Raw genomic sequence first — 25,324 nt, 5'->3', positions numbered from 1 at the left:
GAAGGATCACCAGGATGATATCCGCTGAAAACCCTCAGAAAACCTCATCTACCCAAGATTTGTCTGGTTCAACCCCCTCCAATTTTAACCTTGTAGACTATCTCTCTCAGCGGCGAGAACTGGTGGAGGCCGCGTTAGATGCCTCTATTCCCGTGGTCTACCCCGAAAAAATTTATGAGGCGATGCGGTACTCCTTAATGGCGGGAGGGAAGCGTCTCCGGCCTATTTTATGCTTGGCGGCTTGTGAACTGGCTGGTGGCACCATTGAGATGGCAATGCCCACAGCTTGTGCCCTAGAAATGATCCATACGATGTCACTGATTCATGACGATCTACCCGCCATGGATAACGATGACTTTCGTCGGGGCAAGCCCACCAACCACAAGAAATATGGCGAAGATATCGCCATTCTGGCAGGCGATGGGTTGTTGGCCTATGCCTATGAGCATGTAGCGATTCAGACCCAGCAGGTTCCGCCAGAACAGGTTTTGAAGGTCGTTGCCCGTCTGGGACATGCGGTGGCTGCTACGGGTTTAGTGGGAGGCCAAGTCGTTGATTTAGAGTCCGAGGGAGCGGAAGATGTCACCCTCTCGACTTTGAACTTTATCCATGCCCATAAAACCGGGGCATTGCTAGAAGCGTCGGTTTTATCGGGAGCAGAACTGGCAGGTGCAGATCAAGAACTCTTGGATCGATGCTCCAAATATGCCCGCAATATCGGTCTTGCATTCCAAATTATTGACGATGTATTGGATGTGACGGCAACCAGTGAAAAGCTAGGAAAAACGGCAGGCAAAGATGTAGAAGCCCAGAAAGCGACTTACCCCAGTCTCTGGGGCATTCCAGAGTCAAAGCGACAAGCCCAACATCTGATTGAAGAAGCGAAAGCAGAGCTAGCCGTTTATGGTGATCAATCAGCTCCATTACAGGCTCTGGCTGATTTTATTACTTCTCGTCAATCCTAGATTCTGTAAAATGCTCTCCTTGTCTAAGTCTCGACGATAAATATGCAGGATTTTGGCAATATTATCAACAACCAGGTTTTGCTGGTTTCCTTGGCAGCAAGTTTGCTGGCCCAAAGCCTCAAGATCATTATTGATCTCGCTCAAAACGGCAAAATCAATTTTCGAGTACTGGTAGAAACAGGAGGCATGCCCAGTTCCCATTCAGCGTCGGTGACGACCTTGGCCACCTGTGTGGGGCAAGTCCATGGATGGGATAGTACGGAATTTGCGATCGCAACGGTCTTTGCCATCATCGTCATGTATGATGCAGCCGGCGTGCGCCAGGCAGCAGGCAAGCAGGCCAAGGTCCTCAATCAGATTGTGGATGAAATGTTTCAAGAGCATCCCGAATTTAATGAAGACCGTCTCAAGGAACTTCTGGGCCATACGCCTGTACAAGTGATTGTAGGCTCGATCTTAGGCGTGGGTATTGCTATCCTGCTCGGTCCAGCGGGGTTGCTATTCTAAGGCTCGGTTTGATGCCTTAATCCATCACGAAATAAATTATTTTGCCAACGCCCTGCGATGGGGCAAGGTTGTCGTTCAGGGAAACTGTCCGAAACTCTTCTGCTAAAACCCCTGAAAGATCATTAAGATTTAGGAAGAGACGTCAACCGATTTTAGGCTGCACAGATGGCACGGATAGTTCTGATTGCGGGATTTGAGTCCTTTAATATCGATTTGTATATCAGAGCTGCCGAGCTGGCACAAGCCCGCTGTCCGGGTTTGGAAGTGCAGATCTTTAGCGATCGCGATATTAACGCTGACCCAGATGCCGTCACCGCTGCCTTACAAGGGGCGGATGTCTTCTTTAGCAGCTTAGTTTTCGATTACGACCAAGTCCTGTGGCTGCAGGAGCGGGTGCAGGATATTCCCATTCGCTTGGTATTTGAATCGGCATTGGAACTGATGAGCCTGACCCAGTTAGGCAAGTTTGTGATTGGCGAGAAACCCAAGGGCATGCCCAAGCCCGTCAAATTTATTCTGGATAAGTTTGGCAGTGGCAAAGAAGAAGACAAGCTGGCCGGGTATATCAGCTTTCTCAAAGTTGGACCTAAGCTGCTCAAGTATGTCCCTGGCAAAAAGGTTCAGGATCTCCGTAACTGGCTGATTATCTACGGCTATTGGAATGCCGGGGGGCCTGAGAATGTAGCCGCCATGTGTTGGACCTTGGCCGAAAAAATATCTGAACTTACCCCTCAACGCTGAAATTCCCCCTCCCATCGAAACCCCCCAATATTGGCCTGCTCCATCCAGACTATGAAGGCTTTTTTTGATTCCCCTCAGGATTATCTAGACTGGTATCGCATCGATCGATTGCCCTTCCTCTGGAAGGCCGGGGCGACGTCAGCAACCCGCCACATCCATTTTGACCAACCCCCAGTGGTGGGAATTCTGCTGTATCGCAAGCATGTGATTACCAAGCAACCCTATATCCCTCAAATGATTCGCAAGTTTGAGGAAGCGGGACTGATTCCCTTGCCAATTTTCATTAACGGGGTGGAAGGTCATGTGGCCGTGCGAGATCTGATGACCACCCGCCATGAACAGGCGCAACGCCAGCAGGGCACTAAGGAGATCTTATCCTTATCTGAGAAGGCGGCTGAAGTAGATGCCATTGTCTCGACGATTGGCTTCCCTCTTGTGGGCGGCCCTGCAGGCTCCATGGAAGCGGGACGGCAAGTAGCGGTAGCCAAGCAGATTCTCAGCGCAAAGAACGTGCCTTACCTCGTAGCCGCTCCTCTGCTGATTCAGGATATTTATTCTTGGACACGTCAGGGGATTGGTGGTCTGCAAAGTGTGGTGCTTTATGCCCTGCCCGAACTGGATGGGGCCATTGATACGATTCCCCTCGGCGGGCTAGTCGGCAATGACATTTACATCGTGCCAGAACGGGTGGATCGATTGACCGGACGGCTAAAGCAGTGGATTTCCCTGCGCCAGAAGCCTATGGCCGAGCGAAAGCTGGCTGTTCTGCTCTATGGATTTCCACCGGGGTATGGGGCAACGGGAACCGCAGCCCTTTTAAATGTTCCTAAATCTTTGCTGAGTCTCCTTAGGTCCCTCAAAGCCCAGGGCTACAACGTGGGGGATCTGCCAGAGGATGGTGAAGAAATTATCAACTGGGTGCGAGAAGCAGATAATGGCTTAGGCGATCCGGCCCAGATGAATGGCCATGATGGATCGACCTCTGTCAATGTCCGTCAGCTCGAACGGTGGCTGGGGTATTTGCTCACCCACCGCATTGAAAAGCAATGGAACTCTCTGACGGGCACCGGGATTAAAACCAATGGTGAAGAATTCAGCGTCGGCGGCATCCAAATGGGAAATGTCTGGATTGGTGTCCAGCCCCCATTAGGTTTGTCGGGTGATCCCATGCGTCTGATGTTTGAGCGGGATCTGACCCCTCATCCTCAATATGCGGCCTTTTATAAATGGTTGCAAAATGGCTTCCAGGCTGATGGGGTGATCCACTTTGGGATGCATGGCACCGTGGAATGGTTACCGGGAAGTCCCCTGGGGAATACAGGCTATTCCTGGCCGGATGTGCTGCTAGGAAATATCCCTAACCTCTATATTTACGCTGCCAACAACCCCTCAGAGTCGATTTTGGCCAAGCGTCGAGGATATGGGGTTTTGATCTCCCATAACGTCCCGCCTTATGGTCGAGCGGAACTGTATAAAGAGCTTGCTGCCTTACGAGATCTGATTCAGGAATATCGCGAAGATCCTGAAAAAAATGCGGTGCTGCGGGAAGCTATTTGTAAAAAAATTATTGATGCGGGCATTGACGCAGACTGTCCGTTCCAGGAAGCCAAACGGGGAGGCATTGAATTCACCCCTGAAAATGCCCGCATGTTTAGTGCTGACGCCTTTAACCACTATTTGGTGGAGCTATACGAATATCTGCAAGTTCTAGAAACGCGGTTATTCTCTTCGGGGCTGCATGTATTGGGCGAATCTCCCGATGCTGAAAAACTGGAGAGTTACCTTGAGGCTTACTTTGGAGAGGAATTGCCAGAAGATGCGATCGCAGCCGTTGCTACGGGCGAAGCATCCGATCAGATCCGCCAACGGTTTGAACTCAATGGCAGCACTCCCAAGCTAGAAGAAGCGCTACAAATCCGTAGCCTACTGGCTCAAACTAGCGATGAACTCACCAATCTTCTGCGGGGGTTAAACGGAGAATATGTGCCCCCGGCCCCAGGTGGTGATCTACTCCGGGATGGCCCTGGTGTTTTACCTACAGGCCGGAATATCCATGCCCTCGATCCCTACCGGATGCCTTCTCCAGCTGCCTATGAGCGAGGTCGGGAGATTGCCCGCAAGATATTGGAGCAAAACCTGGAAGACAAAGGCACCTACCCAGAAACCGTAGCGGTGATGCTGTGGGGATTAGATGCCATTAAGACCCGAGGGGAATCCTTGGGCATTCTTTTGGAACTCGTCGGGGCAGAACCCATCAAAGAAGGGACAGGGCGGATTGTTCGCTATGGTCTCACTCCCTTAGATCAGTTAGACCATCCCCGCGTGGATGTCTTAGCAAATCTATCCGGTATCTTCCGCGATAGCTTTGTCAATATCATTGAGCTGTTGGATGACCTGTTCTTACGTGCGGCTGAAGCAGACGAACCCCCAGAGCAAAACTTTATTCGCAAACATGCCCTAGCCCTGAAAGAGCAGGGGGTCGAGAATGTCTCTGCTCGCCTCTTCTCCAACCCTGCCGGAGATTTTGGTTCCTTGGTCAATGACCGAGTCACAGATTCTAACTGGGAATCTTCAGATGAGCTGGGGCAAACTTGGAGCGATCGCAATGCTTTTAGCTATGGCCGAAATGATAAAGGTCAAGCTCGCCCGGAAGTGCTGCAAACGTTACTTAAGAGTACTGAGCAAATTGTCCAAGAAATTGACTCGGTGGAATATGGTCTGACGGATATTCAAGAATATTATGCTAATACAGGTGGCCTGAAGTTAGCTGCTGAGAAACAACGGGGCAGTAAGGTCAAAGCCAATTTCGTTGAAAGTTTCTCTAAAGACACGACTCCCCGCGATTTAGACTCTCTGTTGCGGATGGAGTACCGAACTAAGTTGCTCAATCCCAAATGGGCAGATGCCATGGCGGATCAAGGATCTGGCGGAGCCTATGAAATTTCCCAGCGAATGACGGCCTTGATTGGTTGGGGCGGTACGGCTGATTTCCAAGAAGGTTGGGTTTATGACCAGGCTGCAGAGACCTATGCCCTGGATCCAGAAATGGCTGAGAAGTTACGCCAAGCTAATCCTGAAGCGTTTCGTAATATTGTGGGCAGAATGCTAGAAGCCCACGGTCGCGGCTTTTGGAGTCCCGATCAGGATACTCTAGATCAACTCCGTGCGTTGTATGAGCTAACGGACGAAGAGCTAGAAGGGGTTAAAGTTTAAAGGCTTGAATATCCTTTATGACCTGCTGTTTTAGCAATTCGATCACATCTGGTGACAACGATAGGCTGCCTATCTTCAAGATCTATCAAACCGAGATAACTGATGGAGACAGTGCCTGCAAATGACAACTACAGTGTGGTTCCAGTAGCTAACGAGGCAGATATGTTTACCACTGTTATGGGTCATGTACTGGCCGTTGGTATTGGTCTCAGTTTGGGCTTGATGGGTGGAGGCGGTTCCATCTTGGCGGTTCCTATTTTGGTTTATGTGATGGGAGTGGGGGCGAAGGTTGCGATCGCAATGAGTCTCGTCATTGTAGGAACAGTGAGCCTAGTGGGTGCGATTCCCCATTGGTTTCAGGGGAATGTCAATCTCAAAATGGCTCTTGTCTTTACGCCAGCAGCAATGGTGGGGGCCTATCTGGGTGCACGCCTAACAGCACTGCCGTCGATCACAGAGACCATCCAGCTAATCTGTTTTGGCGTGGTCATGGTGATTGCCAGTGTTTTAATGATTCAAAAAAGCAAGACAGAAATTGTCGATGCTGCCCTCATAATCGAGGAGCAGGGTGCATCATCTATCCAGCATTATGGGTGGATTATTCCATTAGAGGGCCTAGGGGTTGGCATCCTGACCGGATTTGTCGGAGTGGGGGGAGGATTCTTAATCATCCCGGCTCTGGTGCTGGTCGGCGGGATTCCAATGAAAGAGGCGATTGGCACCTCTCTAGTCATTATCGCGGCCAAGTCAGGGACTGGTTTTTTGGGGTATATCCATCAAGTCACAGTGGATTGGCCATTGGTTGGGTCTCTGACGGTGGCTGCGAGTCTGGGCACGCTGGTGGGATCGTATCTAACCCGCTTTATCAATGATGAGGATCTACAAACAGGATTTGGCTACTTTATCTTTTTGGTGGCTATCTTTGTTCTGATCCGTCACTAACAGGGGGTAGGGCAGCAGAAATCAGCCTTAATTCACGACTAAGGATTTTAGGTATGAGTACAGATACTGGGTGGCAACGGTGACCTTTTCCCAACGCTGTTTTTCAACTTGTTTATTGAGTTCGGCTACCGCTTTCGCATATTGAGGATCCGATGCTGTGCCTAGTTTGCTTGGGTCTTGGAAAAGGTCGCCTCGCTGTTTGTCTGTGAGTTTGACTTCAATATCAGGCTCAATGCCTTTTTTGTTAATATCTCGACCATTGGGGGTCATATATTTAGCAACCGTTAGAGATAAACCCGAGTCATCCTCCAAAGGCATTACAGATTGAACGAGGCCTTTCCCAAATGTCTGAGTTCCGAGCAAGATTGCGCGCTGATGATCTTGCAAGGCCCCGGCCAAAATCTCACTGGCACTGGCAGATCCCCCATCCACCAAGATGACGAGCGGCTTATCCGTTAGGGTGTTTTTATCAGAAGTGAGTTTATCTTCGCCCCCTTTACGGTCTACGGTGGCCACAATCGTCCCTTCCCCCATCCACATCCGGGCGATTTCAGCACTGGAATATAGCAATCCACCCGGATTTGAGCGCAGGTCTAGCACGAATCCGGTGACCCGTTGTTTTTTCAATTCTTGAATGGCTTCGCGCATTTCAGAGGTGGCGTTGCTGCTAAATTGATTGAGGCGGATATAGCCAACGGTGCCTGCTGGATTCATTTGAGCGGAAAATCGAACAGGATGGATTTCAATGCGAGCCCGCTTGATCTTAAAACTCAACTGCTCCTGACCCCGTAAAACGGTGAGAGTCACGTTGGAGTTAACGGGACCTCGAATGAGGCTGACCGCTTCATTCAAATCCATCCCTCTGATGTTCGTATCATCTACTTGAACGATCACATCTTTGTTTAAGAGTCCGGCTTGGGATGCGGGACTTCCTTCAATCGGAGCAATAACGGTGATGTCTTTGGTTTTTTCATCCTGGGTGATTTGTACCCCAACTCCCGTTAGTTCGCCTGAAGTACTAATTTGCATGTTTTTGAGCTGCTGAGGATCTAAAAAGCGAGTATAGGGATCCTCAAGTTTGTCCAGCATTTCGCGGACTGCATCATAGACTTCTTCTTTGGACGTATAGGTACGGTTTAAGTATTGGCTGCGAACAGCAGGCCAATTTGTACCATTGAAGGTTGTATCTAAATAATCACCGTTGATCACTTGCCAAACCTCGTCGATGATGGCTTTGGAGGAGTCGGGATTTGGGGCTGCCCAGGTCTTAGGGGTGGCGAAAGCGGTTGTGACGGCTGCTATTGAGAGTGCTGTAGAGACAAGCGCAACCTGGGGCCGAAAAATAAACATAATCGTGATGAGAGTTTGACGGGGCAATATTGGCATGGGTAAGGCTAGAGCATGCCACAATCCTAGCGTTGAGTGATCAGCGATGAGGGTGGGAAGGCTTGAGTCTCTGATGAGATCTTACTGACCGTAGAGCAATACAGATCTGCGATCGCATCACAACCATCCTGTCCAAGCACCTGCGTGAACTGACTGGGAAGCGAGGGAGCATGTTTCAAGGAATGGCATATTTAAGTTGGACAAATCCAAAGTCATAGGTGTGAGAGCTGAGGTGCGTCAGCTGAAGATCTTTTGACAAGGGACCGAACAGAGATATCCCTTCCCCTAACAGAATGGAAATCACGGTAATCGTGAGTTCATCTATGAGGCCCGCTGCTAAAAATCTCTGGATGGTCACCCCACCATCTATGTATAAATGCTGGGCACCTTCCTTGGCGAGACGGTTGTAGAGCATGGGTGGGGTTTCTGCTGAGTGTGTAATGCAGGTAGGTAAGTGGTCAGGGAATTTGATAGGGTTTTGACTCAAGACAATGACTTGGGTTTGGCCGTAGGGCCACGCTCCAAAAGATAGAACCTGTTCATAAGTCTTGCGCCCCATGATGAGGACATCCACCGATGCCATAAAGGCTTGATAACCGCAATCTTCCCCCTCCGGGACAGTTGCATTGGCATCATTGAGCCAGTCGATGTCTCCATTTTTCCTGGCAATAAACCCATCTAAGCTGGTCGCAATAAAAACAGAAACTTTTGTGCTCATGGGTGGCCATTGACCTCTTTAATTTTGACTTTATCCAGAGTTTTTTAATTACTATTTCAGTAAAGTAAATAGACTATTTAGTGTTATAAAACGATGGGGGAATTGGTGATATTTTGCAAAAACTATGAAATTTTTTCAGTGGCTGCTCACAGTAGTAGCACTCCTCATGAGTTCAGGTTTGTTGATTTCAGGTGAGTGGATTGGTTTTATCATTGCACTACTCTCCGTCATCCTTGTGGCCCCTCCCATTCAGGGACGTCTCAATCAGCGTTTCCCCTGGCTGAAATCTCGCTTCTTGAAAATATTTTTAGCCGTGATGGTTTTGTTTGCGGCATTGATGGTGACAGGGGGAAATCTGGTCCGCTTTACCAATGTAGCCGTTTGTAAATCCCCGGTAGACGGCCAGTGTGAAAAGCATGAGATAGCTTTCTTGGAACAGACTCAAGCCATTACGGTCAGCGCGAAACTCCGAAAAGGTAAAGCAGCTAAACAGGTTAAGGTTACCCTGGATTACTGGCCAGAGCCTGACCAAGAGTCTGAGGTGTTTAGCAACGTTTTTGACGTTCCGAAGGGGAAGCGAGAGGTAGCCCTACCGCTGGATCAGGTTAACCTGCAACCCGGTAACTATCGTGTCACCCTAACGCCAGAAGGAATAGGCAGACAAAAACCTCTGGCTGAGGAGCAAAATTTTTCGGTTTGGACTGATCCTGAGGATGTCACCAAGCGCAATGAGGGTGATATTGAAGATGCTGGTCTAAATAACAGCGTCAGTGGCATCAAAATTTGTGAGGGGAGTAGCGATGCCGAAGAACCCTGTGCAGAAGACTTTAGTGAACTCTCGACTGAAATCAAGACTCTAGCCTTTACGGCTAAACTGCCCAGCATTGCGAATGTGCAATTCCGAGGCGATTCTGAAATCACCTATATACTCCGCTATCTTGGCAAGACTAAGGATGACAAAATTCCTCCCATCCAAGTTTTTCGAGAAACGAGTGAGCTAGATCGTAAAGTTGGAGTCTTTACCTTAGGGATTACACCCTCTAAAAAAAGGTTTCGTCCAGGAGAGTATGAATTGATCACCTCCCTAGAAGCGAAGTCATCGCGCCCTATCCGCAAACTATTCACGTTGAAGTGATGGCTCGTTGTGTCAGCCTTCTATACTGCCTTTGAGAATATAGAGATGCACCTAGAGCACGCTCTAGATGTTATTCTGCGCTATTTTTGAGCAGCAATCCCCGAAAGTTGAACGGCGTCTGCTTCAAATAACGTTTTCCATGTTTTACTAAGACGTCCATCCTCAGGTTTCTCTCGTCGAGCGGCGGCTAATGCCTGCACGGCATCATACCAATAGCCTGCTTCTGCAAAGGCGTTGGCCTGATCCTTAAGTTTAGATTTTGAGACCTTTTTAGCTACGTCTTGGGTAGGCGGTACATAGCGAATCCACCCATTGGCGATGATGCCATTGCGGCCCTTGCGAGTACAGAAGAGTCCCACGACCCATTGATAATCTGTTTTTGGTTTCAAGGCGAGGGTTGATTCTTGATCGGGGATGGAAATTCTAGATAGTCCTGCTTTGCCTGAAGCCTGGAAAGTAGTGGAATAGACTTCTTTCCTAGAGCGACCTCCAGCCCCTACTTCGTACAAACTGAACTGGACGATGCGGTAGCTATTAGTGGGGGTAAACCAATAAAAGGTTGGAAAAGCTGTTGCACTTAAGCCAATATTACTTTTGGGTACCAATGTGGTGAGGGTGGGTTGACCGCTGGCAACACAGGTTTTAGGTTGACCTGGCTGTGGTGAAAAGGCGGGGTCATCCGGTGATTCCCAGATGGGCGGTGCATCCGGTCTGGGTAAGGGAATCGGAACCACTCGGCTAGGCCGTCGAGGTGCACTCTCGTTTAATGGCCCTTTCTTCGGTTCGAATGCTCGTGTCGCTAACCCTCGTCGATTTCCGGGTTTTTCCAAATCCCCGGGTGGCTTAAATCCAGCATGGCTAGGTAAGGCCGACCATAAAACTCCCACTAAGCCTCCCGCTGCTAATGTCGCGATCCGTTTTGCAGGGGTAGAACAAGATTTAGACATTGTTAGTCAGCTGGGCCTCTCAAAAAAATGGGTGCAGAACGGTTCAAGGGGAGCTGGCGAAATTTTCCAGACACTAAGCACTTCCTCATCATACCCAAGCTATATCCTGACTACTTCACGGATTGAAGGGAGAATGCTGGTCGGGAGGCGATTGCTTGAGTAAAGGGGACAGGGTGATTTTGTCCTGGGAGAACGGTTATTAAAATAGACTCCTACACTTCAGAATGTGTTCCAGCTAGGAGAGTGGAACCACAATCGTGCCGCACCTTTGCGGAATCCGGTAAGATGAATCGACTGTCGTCACAATTGACTGAATTTGAGAGCTATGCATGTTCGAGACAGAGTGAATCCTAAAACCCTCGAAGCTGCGATTGCAGCTTCGCAAAGCTATCTGCTTACCCAGCAAGATGAGAAAGGTTACTGGTGGGCAGAGCTGGAATCCAATGTTTCGATTACCTCTGAAGTGGTTCTGCTGCACAAGATTTGGGGCACGGATCGCAGTCGACCCTTGGCGAAGGTGGAGACTTATTTGCGATCGCAACAGCGAGACCACGGCGGCTGGGAACTCTATTTTGGCGATGGTGGCGAAATCAGCGTTTCTGTAGAAGCGTACATGGCCCTAAAACTCTTGGGGGTTTCTGCCACCGACCCAGCGATGGTGAGGGCTAGAGAATTTATTTTGGAGCATGGGGGGATTAGCCGCACCCGCGTGTTTACCAAGCTGCATTTGGCGTTAATTGGCTGTTATGAATGGCGAGGCATTCCCTCTTTACCGCCCTGGGTGATGTTGTTGCCGGAGCAATTTCCCGTCACCATTTATGAAATGTCCAGTTGGGCTAGGGGCAGTACCGTACCCTTGCTGATCGTTATGGATCGGGAGCCGATCTACGCAGTCGAAGCTGGATTCAATCTGGATGAGCTCTATGTAGAAGGCCGAAATCGCGCCCAATTTGATCTGCCCCTCAGCAACGAATGGACCGATGCATTTATTTATCTAGATGGTCTATTCAAATTTGCCGAAGCCACCAATCTAGTTCCCTTCCGAGAAGAAGGGATTCGTGCTGCAGAGCGTTGGATCTTGGAGCGTCAAGAAGCAACCGGTGACTGGGGCGGGATTATCCCGGCCATGCTCAATTCCTTACTGGGATTGAAAGCCCTGGAATACGATGTCCACGATCCGATTATTGAACGGGGTATGGCGGCTCTGGATGCCTTTGCCCTCGAAACCGAGGATCAATATTGGATTCAACCCTGTATTTCTCCTGTGTGGGATACGGCCCTAGTGGTGCGGGGGTTAGCCGAATCCGGTTTAGCTCCAGACCATCCAGCCCTGGTGAAAGCGGGAGAATGGCTGCTAGATAAACAAATCTTAGATTACGGAGATTGGTCCGTTAAAAATCCAGGGGGTTTGCCAGGGGGCTGGGCCTTTGAGTTTGACAATCGCTTTTATCCCGATGTGGACGATACCGCCGTTGTGGTCATGGCCTTGAACGAAGTTCAGTTGCCAGATGAACAGGCCAAGGATGCTGCCATTGTCAGAGCCACGAACTGGATTGCCACCATGCAATGCCGTCCTGGAGGATGGGCCGCCTTTGATATCAATAACGATCAAGACTGGCTGAATGCCTTGCCCTACGGGGACCTCAAAGCCATGATTGACCCCAATACCGCCGATGTCACTGCTCGTGTGCTGGAAATGATCGGGCGCTGTCATAAGACGACGGGGAAAGATAGCGTTGATCGGGCACTGCGGTATTTGCGAACCGAGCAAGAACCCGAAGGCTGCTGGTTTGGGCGTTGGGGAGTCAACTATATTTACGGTACGAGTGGCGTGTTGGCTGCCTTAGCCTTGATCGATCCGCAAGGTTGGCAATCTGAAATCAAACAAGCTGCCGCTTGGTTAGTGAGTTGTCAAAATGCTGATGGGGGTTGGGGCGAGACTTGTGCCAGCTATGACGACCCTAAGCTCAAAGGCCAAGGTCCTAGCACAGCTTCCCAAACGGCTTGGGCGGTTATGGGACTGCTGTCAGCAGGTGAAGCGACCTCCACTTATGCTGATGCAGCGATTGAGCGAGGTGTGAATTATCTCACGACCACGCAAAAGATGGATGGCACTTGGGATGAAGACTATTTCACAGGCACGGGTTTTCCTGGCCATTTCTATCTGAAATATCATCTTTACCAGCAGCATTTCCCCTTAACGGCCCTGGGCCGCTATCAAACAATGTTGCAACAAAATAGCTAAGTTGAACCAACAACGAATGGGGCTATTGAATGCTGTTGGCTTCCGTTAATAGCTCTTTGACAGCGGCTTTATCAGTCTGGGTCAACAGCCGATGTTCTATCGGATATTCGGTGTACTGAGTTTTTTGATGTCTTAACACTTCTACTGCCGCATGGACGGCTTTGTAGCCGATTTTGACCCCTGCCTGATCGATGATCGATTGGAGGGGACTGTTGGGATCTAACAGCATTCGGGCCTTGTCTTTAGATAGATCCAGAATGCCAAAAACTTTAACTTTCTCTTGCCACCCTAATTCTTCTACTGCCGCCACAGAAATTTCTGTGGCCAAGTTAGATCCGCCCCACAAGATATTGATCTGGGGATTCTCCGACAGCATTTCTTTAACGCGAGCAATGTCGGTTCGAGTAATCGCATCTACGGAAGAAATTTCTCGCCATTTAACTGCGGATGCAGCCATGCCTTTTAAGAAGCCTTGATAGTTGGGGTAATACCGTTCATATTCCGCACTATCCACCACGCCAATATTTAGAGGCTGATCCTGCAGATGGGTCGAAGCCCATTGGGTGAGGTGTTCTGCCGAATCAGCTCCCATTTTTAAGCTATTGGTATTGAAACAAGCAAACACCATATCTTTTGCGGTTTCTTTATCGAAACAGAAATCGACTGTAATCACTACTACGCCAGCTTGATAAGCCTTTTCAAGGGCTGAGATAGACCCTAATGGATCTTCTGGAGACAACACGATGGCATCAATACCGGAGTCAATCAGTTCCTGGATGGTTTGGGCTTCATTTTGAACCCCGGAGGCAGACAGCAAACTCCAAATTTCGACTCGTCGATTGGCCGCTCGCCGCATTCCCAATTCATAGGCTTTAAAGATAGTGCTATCGGCTGATTTGATCAGGCCAATTCGTAAGCGAGGCGAGCGAGGGCGGGCAATCGTTTGCATCCAATTGGGACTTTTAGTGGCGGACTGCCAGTGCTTGGCCCGCTTGAGTTGGTGGAGTGCCCAAAAGCTGGCTTTAGAGAGATCGGCACTTTTTAAGTTCGTCGACCGCAAGTTGGCATCGTCTAAAAAGTCAGCCGATTGGAGGGAGCTATCCTGCAAATTGGCTTTGTACAGATCACTACCCTTAAAGTTGGAGCGATTCAGATTGGCTTGATATAAATCTGTGCGATGAAGGTTGGCTTGATTAAATTTCGCCCATAGGGCCTGCACCTTGTGCATTTTTGCCTGCGATAGATTGGCCTTCGTTAAATTGGCATTATTGAGAAAGCTGCCGTGCAATACTGCATCCGTAAAGTTAGCCCCTTGCAGATTGGCCCCTTCTAGATTCGCGCCTTCTAGATTGGCCCCTTGCAGATTGGCCCCTTGCAGATTGGCTTCGCTGAGGTTGATTCCCTTTAAATTACTGCCCTTGAGGTTGGCTTTTTCTAAATTGGCTTTGGCAAGATTGGCTCGATCTAAATTTGCATAGGATAAATCAATGCCTTGATGCTCAGAAAACTGGAAAGGCCATTGGTGAAAACTTTCGAAACTGAAAAACAATTTGTGGCAATGATTCAGTTGAATTCCCACCATTTGGGCCTTGGGGGCTTGCAGGCCAGCATTGCTAGCACAGAGTGAATCGAGGGTTTTGAGGGCCGCTATTCTGCCATCACTATGTTGTTGCCCCTTTTGATCCACGAGAACATTACGAGCATCGTCTATTTTTTTCTGCTGTTGATAGGGGATAGAGAAAAGATAAGAAATAAAGGCAATGAGAATAGCTGCTTCGCCCAGGACCGTTGCCAGCTTAATGATAGAAATCATTTCTAGCCAAGCCACAAAATCACTCACCTTGGCATCCAGAATCGAGAACGGTTTGAGGAGAGGTGGTTTTGGAGGGGGGGTAGACTGCTGTGCCTGGTTATATTGTTCAAGTTGATGAATATAGGCAGCTAAGGAAAGCTGAGATTGACTGGCTTCCTGTTTAATTACCGCTAAACGTAGATAATCCTCGGAGATCACATTGACTCTCTGAAAGCTTTCTGCCAAGGGATGATCATTGTTCTCGTCAAGAAGCGTTTTGTTCATCTTTGCGCTTGGATATTGGGGATGGGATTTCTCTCCAGGGATGTTTTACTCATCAAAATCGCGATCAAATAGAATATGAACTCAATCTCCTGTTATTGGAGCATGGCTTTGAATATTGAAGGGTCTAAGGTTCTAAATCCTTGAGGGGTTAAGTAGCTCAAAATCACTAGATTTGAACCTTGATTATCGTTTTCCAAAAAATCAATCGTTACCCCCCCTAAATCAAACTGGGAACGAGCCACTTGCTGCATAAAGCTTTCACGAGTGATTTCTCCTGGAATATCATTGAAAATTCGCAGGGTCATTTTGCCCACAATGTACCCTTCTAAGGAGACATGACCGAATTCATTCTTCAGTTTAGTTCTGGCTTCTGTGACAATGGGCAGCGTTGAATCTAATAAAGGAGCGACATGGGTCATGATCACTCGGTCGCGAATGCCATACTCTTCTAAATCAAGAATGAAATCATCGCCTCCGGTAAAGGAAACTGCTGAGATAATCCATGTTTCGCCTTGCTGCTGAATGTGGCTAGCAAAGCGAGCAATGTTGCTGTAGGAACCGACTGTGACGATAAGGCGGCACTGGGCTCCGGTTGCTTTTTCCCAGGCTTTGATGGACTGATAGCCAGGAACGACATCCGGCGTGTTGCGAGCATATACACCAACGGGGCCAATATTATTGCGCTGGGGGTTATCCCCTGTCATGGCAAGGATCTTTTCAAAGGATTGAATGATGGCTGGATCGCCCTTGGCAGCGGCGATGGCTGACTTTAGCCCTGCTAAACCAGACATGCCATAACTGTCATTTTGGACATAGGCACAGATTTGTTGGGGAGTTATGCCATTACGGATTGCCAGTTGAACCACTGCTTTAATTTCTTGCCCATAGCTGGCACGATAGTTGACGATGGGGCCTTTGCCGGGCCTCAGAATCCCCGAGCCTGTGAAAAAGCCGACCGCCGGAATGTTCTGTGCGGCCAGGATGGGTAAAGACACTTTGGCTGTGGGTGTGCCCACATTACCAATCATCAGAAATATCTTGTCTTGAATGATTTCTTGGGTTGCTTGTTGAGTGCTGGCTGGTTCGTAATAGTCGTTCTTGAAGATCAGACGAATGGATCTCCCTTGCACTTTTTGATCCTTCAATGCGGTCTCTAAACCAATTTTCATCCGGTTGCCTAGGCCTTCTTCCTGTCCAGCTAAAGCCAAGACTGAACCAAATGTAACTGTGCGACCAGAGGCTCCCTCACTAGGCGCAGTCTTCTGAGGAGACTGACATCCAGGTAACCACCCCAAGCTCAATAGCAGGATTACAGATAAACAAGTTCTTCTACTTTGAGAGAAAGCCATGCTGGCTAGCCAAAACTATCAATGGGTTAATCGTCAATTGCCAAAAAAGCGATAATTCTCGCCTGGGTTGGGTCATATGTCTAAAATACTCGGCACTTGTAATGCTTAGAGTAGATACTTTACTGACCGAATAGTTCTAGACGGAGTACCTCTATATTCAAAGACGCCACTTGAGAAAATTCAATACTACTTAAGGAGTAAAACATCGTGCCGTTATTGGGGGAACTCTGCTCGTTCTAGTTGCAACCTCATAACGATCAAAGGTGTAGCGGAAATAGCATTTTGAATCATAGACTACTCTTTCAGGGAACAGAACTACCTATCCTTGGGGACTGAGAGTGGCTCTAGGTTTAGCGAATCAGCCATCCAGCTAAAAGTAAACCGACCCCATGCTCATTTTTCTCTACTCTGAATAGCTTTCCTATGCCTGAAGATATTGCAAAACCCCCCTTACCTCCCTTTGATCTCGAATCAGCATCCACCAAAGTTCGCTTTGCCGAAGATGCCTGGAACGGTCGCAATCCTGACAAAATATCTCTGGCCTATAGCGTTGATAGTGTCTGGCGAAACCGCGCTGAATTTATTTCAGGTCGTGCTGAGATTGTGGCCTTTTTGCAGCGAAAGTGGGCAAAAGAACTGGACTATCGCTTGATTAAAGAACTCTGGGCGACCCACGAAAATCGGATTGCGGTCCGTTTTGCCTATGAATGGCATGATGACGCAGGTAGCTGGTTTCGTGCCTATGGCAATGAAAATTGGGAATTTAATGAGTTAGGTCTAATGAAGTGTCGCATTGCCAGCATTAATGATCTGCCGATTCAGGAGTGCGATCGCAAATTCCACTGGCCCTTAGGCCCCCGCCCTGCCGGTCATCCTGGCTTATCCGAATTGGGGTTGTAATCAACCCGATCGAGACTATGCACCTATAAATTAACGGTGTATTTTTTAGGTGCATAGTCACTCACTCAAAAAAGTCTCGTAGCAACCCGACGGGGCACCACGAGACGATCTAGGAAAGTATTGGGATAAAAAGCTCAATGCTATGCGGCTGTCACTATCGGGTCTAAAAATGGATAGTCCGTATAGCCTTTTGCCCCACGGGTATAGAACGTAGATATATCCGGTTCGTTGAGTGGTGCTTGTTTGGCAAAGCGTTCTGGCAAATCAGGGTTGGCAATAAACGGGACGCCATAGGCTACCAGGTCGGCTTCTTGGTTTGCGATCGCAGCTGCCCCACTCGTCGCATCATAGCCACCGTTGATCATCAACGGACCTTGAAAAACCTGTCGAATGTATGGACTCACCCGCTCACCTTCAACTGCCAACATATGACCGGGTAAGGCTTCAAGGATATGGAGATAGGCCAGGTTGTATGAATTGAGAGCTTGAGCCGCGTGGGTGAAGGTTGCGATCGGATTGCTATCGGTCATGTCATTAAACGCATTCGTTGGAGACAATCGGACGCCGACATGATCCGCACTCCAGGCATCGACCACCGCTTCCGTCACTTCCAGCAAAAACCGAACCCGATTCTCAATCGGGCCACCATAAGCATCTTGTCGCTGATTGGTACCATCTCTAAGAAACTGATCAATCAAGTAACCATTGGCAGCATGAATTTCAACCCCATCAAAACCCGCTTGTCGAGCATTGCGAGTAGCTTGAGCAAAATCTTGGATAATGCCAGCAATCTCTTCCAGGCTTGCAGCTTTTGGGGTAACAAAAGGTTTTTTGCCCTTAATAGTATGGATTTCACCGGCTGGCTTAACGGCTGAGGCAGAAATTGGCAGTGCCCCATTCAACTGAAAATCAGGATGAGAAGCTCGTCCCGTATGCCAGATTTGCAGGACAATTTTGCCCCCCTGCTGATGGACCGCACTTGTAATTCTCTGCCAGGCCTGGATTTGGGCATCAGCATAAATCCCTGGCGTTTCGCCCCAACCAGCAGCTTGCGCCGAGATTTGAGTCGCTTCTGCAATGATCAAGCCAGCGCTGGCTCGCTGTTGGTAGTATTCCGTCATCAGATCGTTGGGAATCCGTTCAATACCGGATCGACCTCGGGTTAAGGGTGCCATCACAATTCGATTGCCCAGGGCAATGGCACCCAGGTGAATGGGTTCGAACAAGGGTGAGTTAGACATGCGAAATCTCCCTGTCTATTTGCGGTAGTGGTAAAAAACTGAACTGGCCTGGGAAATAGGCAGACAGCGCGCGCTACGCCTTATCTTCAAAAAGCAGCAGCCCTAAAGATGTTTGTCTAAAGCTTCGACTAAAACTGCTTTAGGAGAAGCACCAACCAAGGTTTCAACAGGCTGGCCTTCCTTAAATACGATTAAAGTTGGAATGCTGCGAATCCCATATTGACTGGCAATCTCGCTGCTTTCATCAACATTGAATTTAACGACTTTGACCTGATCTTGATAGTCCGAAGCAATGTCTTCAACGATTGGACCGACCATGCGGCAAGGTCCACACCAAGGGGCCCAAAAATCGACGAGAACAGGTTGCTGGCTCTCAAGCACCTCTGTAGTAAAGGTGGTGTCATTGATAGTGGTAGTAGAAGACATAATGTGACTCCCTTTATTGTTCTTTTATTCGAGAATCTCGAACAATTAAAATATAGATCATCCCGTGGCATAATGCAACTATGAAAATTTTGTTCCATCCAGAACCGCAGCAAATCTCCTTGGCGGCTGTGTTGTACGCCCTAGGAGACCCAGTTCGATTAGATATCGTCAATCAACTTGCCACTTCAGGGGAACTGACTTGCAATGCCTTCGATTGTGAAATTGCTAAGTCCACCCTCTCCCATCACTTCAAAATTTTGCGGGAGTCTGGCGTGATTTATGCGCGCAAAGAAGGGACTCAACACATTAATTCCCTGCGGCAAGAAGAACTCGATGAACTGTTTCCAGGTTTATTATCGTCAGTTTTAGGCAGCCTCAGCACTCCAGCCTAGATAGTTTCGTCTCTATTGGGAAATTACCGTTACTGGGAAAGGTCACCGCATACCTGTCAAGCATGCCAATGTTGATTCTGATCAAGATGGCCCACAATCCGCTTAATGCGTCGCTGAAGAAGTCCCAGATGATGTTGAAAAACCGTCTCCTGAGACTGTAAACGCTGCCGCTGTCCAACCAAAGTCTTTTCAAACAACCGCAACCGTTCTTTGTCATGAGCCAGCCGCAGCTCTAACCGAATCAAATCCGTCGCTGCAGAGTTACTTTGGGAGTAACCTCCTGCATCGCGAATCTGCTCTTGCAAGTCAGATACAGTATGGTGCAGCTGGACGAGCTCTTCTTCTTGTTCCTCGACAAACTGAACCGATCGAATCCACACTGTACGCAAATGCTCAACTTGATCTTGCAAATCTCGCAAAGGGATTTCATCGGGTGATTGACCATTAGCCTGGATTAAAACGTGTGACGAAGCTTCAGGCGTATAATCGGGAAAAGGATTTTGATTGAAGGAAACACCAGGCGATGGGCTGGGCAAGGGTTGGGAGGTAACCTGACCGTTCATGGGTTGGACCTGGACGTTCCCATAGGCCTGATTTTGCGATAAAGCACCATTAATGATCAGACCGGTTACCCGTTGTCCTGAACGCATTAATAGCTCCTTTGCTGCAGCTATATTGGGAAGGTTGGCAATACCCGGTTTCACTACAATCACAATTCCATCTGCTCGCCCTCCCAAAATGGATACATCTGCCGCCGAATTTAATGAAGGTGCATCAATCAGAACATAGTTATAGGTAGATTTAGCTGCATTCAGCATCAAAGTCATTTGTTTTGATTCCAAGGTCCCCATGGCATTGGCATGAAGATTACCTGCTGTCATCACATCCACCTGGGAGGTAACCGATTGAGTCGCTGTTTTCAAATCAGCCTGCCCAAACAAAATATTGCTTAAACCAAATTCATTCGAGACATCCCACATCCGATCTTGAAACGGGTTGCGAAGATTTCCATCCACGACCAGCACGTGACTACCTGCTTGGGCAAGGGCCATAGCCAAATTCGCAACTACTGTGGATTTACCTTCCTGGGGTGAGGTACTCGTTACCACTAAAGTTTGGCAATGGCGATCTATTTTTAGCGATTTCAGGCTAACTTGTAGCATCCGAAAGGCATTACTGACCGGTGAATCCGGAGAATCTCTGAGGAACAGTTTAGGGGCTAACTGCTGCAAGCCCCCATCGTAAAACAGGGAATGGTTAGAAGTCCCGAACACGGGAATAACCCCCAGTAATGGATACTCAAACTGATGAACGGCTTCTTCTACGGTTCTAATTGACTTATCCAGAGTTTCTAGGATGTAGGCAGTGGCAAAGAAGGCTAACACCCCTAATAGTCCGGTTGCCAAATAGTCCGATTGACTGGGTGTAACCGGTACTTTGGGAATTTGAGCAGGTACTAAAATTCTGGCGTTTCCTACTTTTTGATTCGCTTCAGCTAAAATCTCCTGCTGTTTTTGTAACAGTAAGGCATAGGTAGACTGTGCCGCCTCCAATTTTCGCTCTAATTCTCGCTGCTTCTCTGCTAAGCCAGGGAAAATGTTGAGTTGTTTTTTGTAGGATTCTAAAGTTCTTGATTGGGCAATAACTTGACTAACTAAGCCTTGTCTCTGGGCCTCCAATTTTACGAGGTCTGCGGTCAAATCTTCTTGTAGGGAACCAATCAAGGGCTCAGGAGTGGCTAATTTGGTGCCCAGTATTTTCTGGGCACGTTGTTGAAATAGAGTCTTTAGCTTGTTTACATCCCGCGCTAAACCAAGAACCGTGGGGTGAGTGGCGGTGAGCTGGTTGGTTTGCAGAGCAAGCTGAGACTCTTTTTGTTGCAATTGTGTGAGCACATCGCGAATCTCGGCAGATTGACTCAGGCTGACAGCGGCCATGGCTTGTTGTGGCGTCATACCCAATTGATTGCTCAGCACATTAGCTTCGGTTTGGATCTGTGCAATTTGAGCTTGAGCATCGCTGATTTTTCCCTGTAATTCAGCAATTTTTGTCTCAGCATCTTGCTCACGGTTACTGAGGTCTACGATCTGATTTTTTTGCTTAAATTGCCGGAGCGCTCTTTCAGCCTTCTGAACAGTATTTTCTGATTGAGGTATTCGTTCTGAGATAAATTTGCTAGCCGTTTCTATGGAATTGCGATTGTCTTGAAGATGGTTCTCAAGGTAAACCTGCATCAATAGATTTACCGCAGAAGCAGCATGGTCAGAACGAATGGATTTATATGTAATTCGGAGGATATCAGTGCCCTTAACATCCGAAATGATAAAATTCTGCCGAAAATCTTTGAGGTCTAGGGGGTAATCAATATTTTCCTGGGAGCTTAGTTTATCTAAGGTGGTTTGCAAAAGAGGGGTGGACTGAATCACCGCAGATTCAGTCTCAAGTGGCCTACCCTCTAGATCAAGCGGATCTAAATTGCCAATTTCAGAGCCTAACGTAGTGAGTTTAGAAATGGGATTCACTTTTGTAAATCGCAATTGGCCCTCGGCTACATAAAGAGGCTGATAAAGGAACTTAATTGCAAGCGTTCCGAGGGTCAGAACTAAAGTGAAAGCTACTGAGGACAGTAGCCAATGGCGTTGCAGGATTAATCTGAACTTTCTTGATTTACTGTTTTGAGAGGCTAGCACTGGTGCCAACTCCTATTGTGCAGAACTTTTAGGAGAAAAAGACAGTAATAATGTTTCTGCTGCCTAAGTTCTAGTTTAAGTTTCATCTAGCTTGAAAAATAGAATTTCTATATATGCCAGTACATGTTTAAGCTAACGGCCAATCTTTAGTTAGTCTAAGAAGAACCCAACAAAACATAGATAGCAACATAAATAATATTTATGACGAACTTGATCACTAGGGTTTATCAATATAATTCTGTTGCCTCTATCATCCTAGTATCAAAAGTGAAGCAGATTGTTCCGGGACTCGATCAAGATAATTTGCCCTAAGGGGAACCATGACTCCTGAACAACAATCTTGCTAAACAGAAGTTCAATTGTATTGTCAGTTACAAAACTGTAGTAGGTCGCTCATTCTATATCAACCGAAATTAACTCTTGAGAGTACTCATTCTCACTAAAATAGTTATCTAATTACAGAAAACATAGCAAAAATCATGGCCATATAAACTCACACATCTTCTATCTAAAAAGTGCATTGAGTAACCTTCCAATTTCGTATAATCCTCCTCAACCAAGTCTATAGTAATTGTTGTTCTTACAACCTACTTTTCTAATGTGTGTAATTGACTACTTTTGATCCCCCTAAGGTATTGACTAAGTCACACCAACATCTGCTATATCCCCACACTAAACAGGAGTATTAGGTCGCATAAAACTCTTTAGATAATTGGGATGCGAGCTTTTTGACATGGGTCAAAATATTTAATAAATTAGTGGAGCTATACTGCTCAGAAAGGTGTCAGCACAAGATAGGTAAATAAGTATTATGCAAATAAACATAATATTTTTACCTGATGATTAAATAACTCTAGATTAGTAATAGTTATGTCCATTTAATACACAATTTTCATAAAGTTTATTTTTTGCAATATTTTTTATTTAGATAATTCAAAGAGAGTATCAAAAAAACAAAGGATATTATATTGCCTATTTAAATTTCCAAATAATTACAGCCTAAACATCTTTTAACCCAAGAAAACAAAGCTAAGATGATAATCCTATAAATAGATACTCATATTCATAGTTCGCCTATCTTAACGACCTTGCTTAGTTCTTTTAGCGCTATTATCAAGTCTTTATTTGGTCTATTGATTATTTTACTTGATCTTAAAAAAAATATGTATAAGTATTTATGTATAGATTAAATTTTGATCCTGGAATAAAACCACTTTTTCTGAGCAAAAAAATAGCCACATCCATTTTTTTGCTCTAAAACAGATAGTTATATGCTCACTAATAAATCTTGGTAATGACAGCTCAACTTCTTGTGTCAAGGAACACAAAGATTATGGTAAATTTGATTTAGGATACTTCATATTTCCATAAAAGTCGCAATAAAAGTCTTCCGACTTATTCTTTACATCAACAATTCTGGGGGGGGTGATGGTTTTGATGACGCAACTAGTTCAAATACTCTAATCATCCCCCTTGCTCACATCACAACTACGGTAGTGATATGAGCATTGGTTATTCAAGCGAAGTTAGGTGTCACAAGGCCTTTGAGTGCGGTCTTTTCTGAGTGAGAGCCTCTTGTGTCAGCCAATATCAGCTTCTCCAAATATCTAAAATTTAGAATAGTGGCTATGTAGGTTAGATCACCTAGCCAAAATAAAGCACTGAAAGGATTCCACGAAGATTTAGTGCCTTAGTGGCGAAATCTTTTGGCCAAACCTAATGGAAATTCCAGTTCTAAATTAGTTTTTCGTGTGCGTCCATGTTCATTTCTTTCATGAGATTGCTAAATCGATGTTACCTACTCCTTTGGATCGCTCTATCACTAAAACTCCACTCAAACCGTTAGGATCTGTGCTCAAAAAAGCAGGCTTAGTTTCTGCCCAGCAGCTTGAACAAGCTTTGCAAACGCAAGCTGAATGTGACAATCTCAAAATTGGTGAAATTTTAGCTTCGCAAGGAACCTTAAAAACATCCACAATCCATTTTTTTGTGGATCAATTCCCGCAACTCCTAACGCAATCTGCTTACCAGCCTATTGGACAATATCTGCACGCAGCCGATCTACTAGATGAAAACCAGATTTCGGAAATTCTCCAAGTTCAGGAGCAGTCAGATCTCAAATTTGGGGAAATTTCTGTGCGAAAAGGTTGGATTCAGCAAGATACCGTTAACTTTTTCTTGCTACATCTTCAACCTGAAACTCTAGAAAATAGGACTCCTGACGTCAGCAAAACTAATATTGCTGAACGATCAGATCTTAATATCAAAAAAACGGCCCCCCCCATTCTTTTGTCTCCGCCGCACTTGGGTACGGATGAGTTGGGTTTTGTTGTTAATGCTTTTGAAACTAATTGGATTGCACCTGCAGGTCCGCATCTAGATGCCTTTGAACAGGAATTCAGTGAAGCAGTGGGTATTTCCCATGCAGCAGCACTGAGTTCAGGAACTGCTGGTATACATCTAGCTTTGCAACTGGTAGGCGTTGAACCTGGCGATGAAGTATTTTGTTCGACCCTCACCTTTGTAGCGAGTGCGAATCCCATTCTTTATCAAGGGGCAGTGCCTGTTTTCATAGACAGCGATCGCACCTCCTGGAATATGGATCCTAATTTACTCTCGCAGGCCTTAAGGCAGCGGGCTCGCCAAGGTAAATTGCCAAAGGCTGTGGTCTTAGTTCATTTGTACGGCCAAAGTGCAGATATCGACCCTATTTTAGAAATCTGCAATGAATACGATATTCCACTGATTGAGGATGCTGCTGAATCTCTGGGGGCAACTTATCAGGGTAAAGCCACAGGTACATTTGGCCGACTTGGTGTGTTCTCCTTTAATGGCAATAAAATTATCACTACTTCTGGTGGAGGAATGTTGGTTTCAGAAGATGCCACATTGATTGCTAAAGCTCGATTCTTGTCCACGCAAGCAAGAGACATGGCTCCCCATTACCAACATTCTCACTTGGGATATAACTATCGTCTTAGTAATGTGTTGGCTGGTATAGGTCGGGGCCAACTGAGGCTCTTACCCAAAAAAGTCGCAGCCCGACGTCGAATATATCATCGATATCTACGAGATTTAGGGGTATTGCCTGGGCTAACTTTAATGCCAGAGCCTACTTTTGGTCAGGCAACACATTGGTTATCCTGCCTGATGATAGACTCTAGCAAATTCGGAGTGAGCCGAGATAAAGTCCAAGAAGCACTACGTGACCATCAAATTGAGTCTCGACCTGTCTGGAAACCTTTGCATTTACAGCCTTTGTTTGCTAAGTGTGACCATATTGGCGGTGCAGTGTCTGAAGACCTGTTCAAGAATGGTTTATGTTTGCCGTCTGGATCTTGCATGACAGATGCGGATTTAGATCGCGTCATTGCTATCATTTCATCTCTTGTTTCATGAGCTTTGAGATCGTGTGATGAAGTTTCTATTTCAACAGCGATTATGGCAGCA

18 protein-coding genes and 1 pseudogene are annotated in these 25,324 nt (G+C 47.0%); 10 read left to right on the top strand and 9 right to left on the bottom strand.

Annotated elements, in window-relative coordinates; all coding sequences use genetic code 11:
- Positions 1 to 14: 14 nt before the first annotated feature.
- From crtE to HRE53_RS20420, 5 genes and pseudogenes are all read left to right on the top strand, one after another.
- On the top strand, positions 15 to 965 hold the full coding sequence (gene crtE / locus HRE53_RS20440; protein ID WP_212665067.1) for a geranylgeranyl diphosphate synthase CrtE: 951 nt from the start codon (positions 15 to 17) through the stop codon (positions 963 to 965).
- A gap of 42 nt (positions 966 to 1,007) precedes the next feature.
- On the top strand, positions 1,008 to 1,472 hold the full coding sequence (locus HRE53_RS20435) for a divergent PAP2 family protein (protein ID WP_212665066.1): 465 nt from the start codon (positions 1,008 to 1,010) through the stop codon (positions 1,470 to 1,472).
- Positions 1,473 to 1,637: 165 nt separating this feature from the next.
- A pseudogene (locus HRE53_RS35235) lies at positions 1,638 to 2,310 on the top strand (DUF3479 domain-containing protein); the annotation flags it as partial.
- A gap of 11 nt (positions 2,311 to 2,321) precedes the next feature.
- On the top strand, positions 2,322 to 5,426 hold the full coding sequence (locus tag HRE53_RS20425) for a cobaltochelatase subunit CobN (RefSeq protein ID WP_396133460.1): 3,105 nt from the start codon (positions 2,322 to 2,324) through the stop codon (positions 5,424 to 5,426).
- A 162-nt stretch (positions 5,427 to 5,588) separates the two neighbouring features.
- Positions 5,589 to 6,368 carry a sulfite exporter TauE/SafE family protein gene (locus HRE53_RS20420; protein ID WP_315876630.1) on the top strand — a complete coding sequence of 260 codons (780 nt, stop codon included), beginning with the start codon at positions 5,589 to 5,591 and terminating at the stop codon, positions 6,366 to 6,368.
- 27 nt (positions 6,369 to 6,395) lie between these two features.
- On the opposite strand, the gene HRE53_RS20415 is transcribed toward HRE53_RS20420, so the two are convergent.
- The 3 genes from HRE53_RS20415 to HRE53_RS20405 all read right to left on the bottom strand — a co-directional run bounded on the left by HRE53_RS20415 (position 6,396) and on the right by HRE53_RS20405 (position 8,472).
- Positions 6,396 to 7,718 (bottom strand): S41 family peptidase, encoded by a 1,323-nt coding sequence (locus HRE53_RS20415; RefSeq protein WP_235111183.1) that lies wholly within the window; start codon positions 7,716 to 7,718, stop codon positions 6,396 to 6,398.
- Between the two features lie 62 nt (positions 7,719 to 7,780).
- On the bottom strand, positions 7,781 to 7,933 hold the full coding sequence (locus tag HRE53_RS20410) for a hypothetical protein (RefSeq protein WP_235107736.1): 153 nt from the start codon (positions 7,931 to 7,933) through the stop codon (positions 7,781 to 7,783).
- A complete protein-coding gene (locus tag HRE53_RS20405) occupies positions 7,930 to 8,472 on the bottom strand; it encodes a dihydrofolate reductase family protein (RefSeq protein ID WP_235107735.1) in 543 nt (180 codons plus the stop codon). The genes HRE53_RS20410 and HRE53_RS20405 overlap by 4 nt, the downstream gene beginning before the upstream one ends.
- Positions 8,473 to 8,596: 124 nt before the next feature.
- Between HRE53_RS20405 and HRE53_RS20400 the strand changes: the two genes are divergently transcribed.
- Entirely contained in the window at positions 8,597 to 9,607 is a 1,011-nt protein-coding gene (locus tag HRE53_RS20400; RefSeq protein WP_235107734.1) for a hypothetical protein, read from the top strand.
- 80 nt (positions 9,608 to 9,687) lie between these two features.
- On the opposite strand, the gene HRE53_RS20395 is transcribed toward HRE53_RS20400, so the two are convergent.
- Entirely contained in the window at positions 9,688 to 10,554 is an 867-nt protein-coding gene (locus HRE53_RS20395) for a DUF928 domain-containing protein (protein ID WP_235107733.1), read from the bottom strand.
- A gap of 325 nt (positions 10,555 to 10,879) precedes the next feature.
- Between HRE53_RS20395 and shc the strand changes: the two genes are divergently transcribed.
- Positions 10,880 to 12,799, top strand: coding sequence for a squalene--hopene cyclase (shc, locus tag HRE53_RS20390; protein ID WP_235107732.1), 1,920 nt, complete (start codon positions 10,880 to 10,882; stop codon positions 12,797 to 12,799).
- A 22-nt stretch (positions 12,800 to 12,821) separates the two neighbouring features.
- Here the strand turns inward: shc and HRE53_RS20385 are convergent, their stop codons facing one another.
- A complete protein-coding gene (locus HRE53_RS20385) occupies positions 12,822 to 14,876 on the bottom strand; it encodes a pentapeptide repeat-containing protein (RefSeq protein ID WP_235107731.1) in 2,055 nt (684 codons plus the stop codon).
- Positions 14,877 to 14,968: 92 nt separating this feature from the next.
- A complete protein-coding gene (locus HRE53_RS20380; protein ID WP_235107730.1) occupies positions 14,969 to 16,225 on the bottom strand; it encodes an ABC transporter substrate-binding protein in 1,257 nt (418 codons plus the stop codon).
- Positions 16,226 to 16,648: 423 nt separating this feature from the next.
- Between HRE53_RS20380 and HRE53_RS20375 the strand changes: the two genes are divergently transcribed.
- A complete protein-coding gene (locus tag HRE53_RS20375; RefSeq protein WP_235107729.1) occupies positions 16,649 to 17,125 on the top strand; it encodes a nuclear transport factor 2 family protein in 477 nt (158 codons plus the stop codon).
- 140 nt (positions 17,126 to 17,265) lie between these two features.
- Here HRE53_RS20375 and HRE53_RS20370 read toward each other — a convergent pair whose 3' ends face one another.
- Together HRE53_RS20370 and trxA are read right to left on the bottom strand one after the other, a co-directional pair.
- Positions 17,266 to 18,366 (bottom strand): alkene reductase, encoded by a 1,101-nt coding sequence (locus HRE53_RS20370; protein ID WP_235107728.1) that lies wholly within the window; start codon positions 18,364 to 18,366, stop codon positions 17,266 to 17,268.
- 102 nt (positions 18,367 to 18,468) lie between these two features.
- Positions 18,469 to 18,792 carry a thioredoxin gene (gene trxA / locus HRE53_RS20365; RefSeq protein WP_212665054.1) on the bottom strand — a complete coding sequence of 108 codons (324 nt, stop codon included), beginning with the start codon at positions 18,790 to 18,792 and terminating at the stop codon, positions 18,469 to 18,471.
- A gap of 80 nt (positions 18,793 to 18,872) precedes the next feature.
- On the opposite strand from trxA, the gene HRE53_RS20360 reads away from it, so the two are divergent.
- Entirely contained in the window at positions 18,873 to 19,184 is a 312-nt protein-coding gene (locus HRE53_RS20360) for a helix-turn-helix transcriptional regulator (RefSeq protein WP_235107727.1), read from the top strand.
- A 56-nt stretch (positions 19,185 to 19,240) separates the two neighbouring features.
- On the opposite strand, the gene HRE53_RS20355 is transcribed toward HRE53_RS20360, so the two are convergent.
- The gene (locus HRE53_RS20355; protein ID WP_235107726.1) at positions 19,241 to 21,706 is read right to left on the bottom strand and encodes a polysaccharide biosynthesis tyrosine autokinase; all 2,466 of its coding nucleotides are present in this window, start codon (positions 21,704 to 21,706) and stop codon (positions 19,241 to 19,243) included.
- Between the two features lie 2,406 nt (positions 21,707 to 24,112).
- Here HRE53_RS20355 and HRE53_RS20350 point away from each other — a divergent pair.
- A complete protein-coding gene (locus HRE53_RS20350; RefSeq protein ID WP_315874871.1) occupies positions 24,113 to 25,273 on the top strand; it encodes an aminotransferase class I/II-fold pyridoxal phosphate-dependent enzyme in 1,161 nt (386 codons plus the stop codon).
- The last annotated feature ends 51 nt before the right edge of the window (positions 25,274 to 25,324 follow it).

It is taken from the genome of Acaryochloris sp. 'Moss Beach', from assembly GCF_021497025.1.
Taxonomy (GTDB): Bacteria; Cyanobacteriota; Cyanobacteriia; order Thermosynechococcales; family Thermosynechococcaceae; genus Acaryochloris; species Acaryochloris marina_A.
Note: the sequence above shows the minus strand (reverse complement) of the source record. Positions and strands in the feature narration are given on the sequence as shown.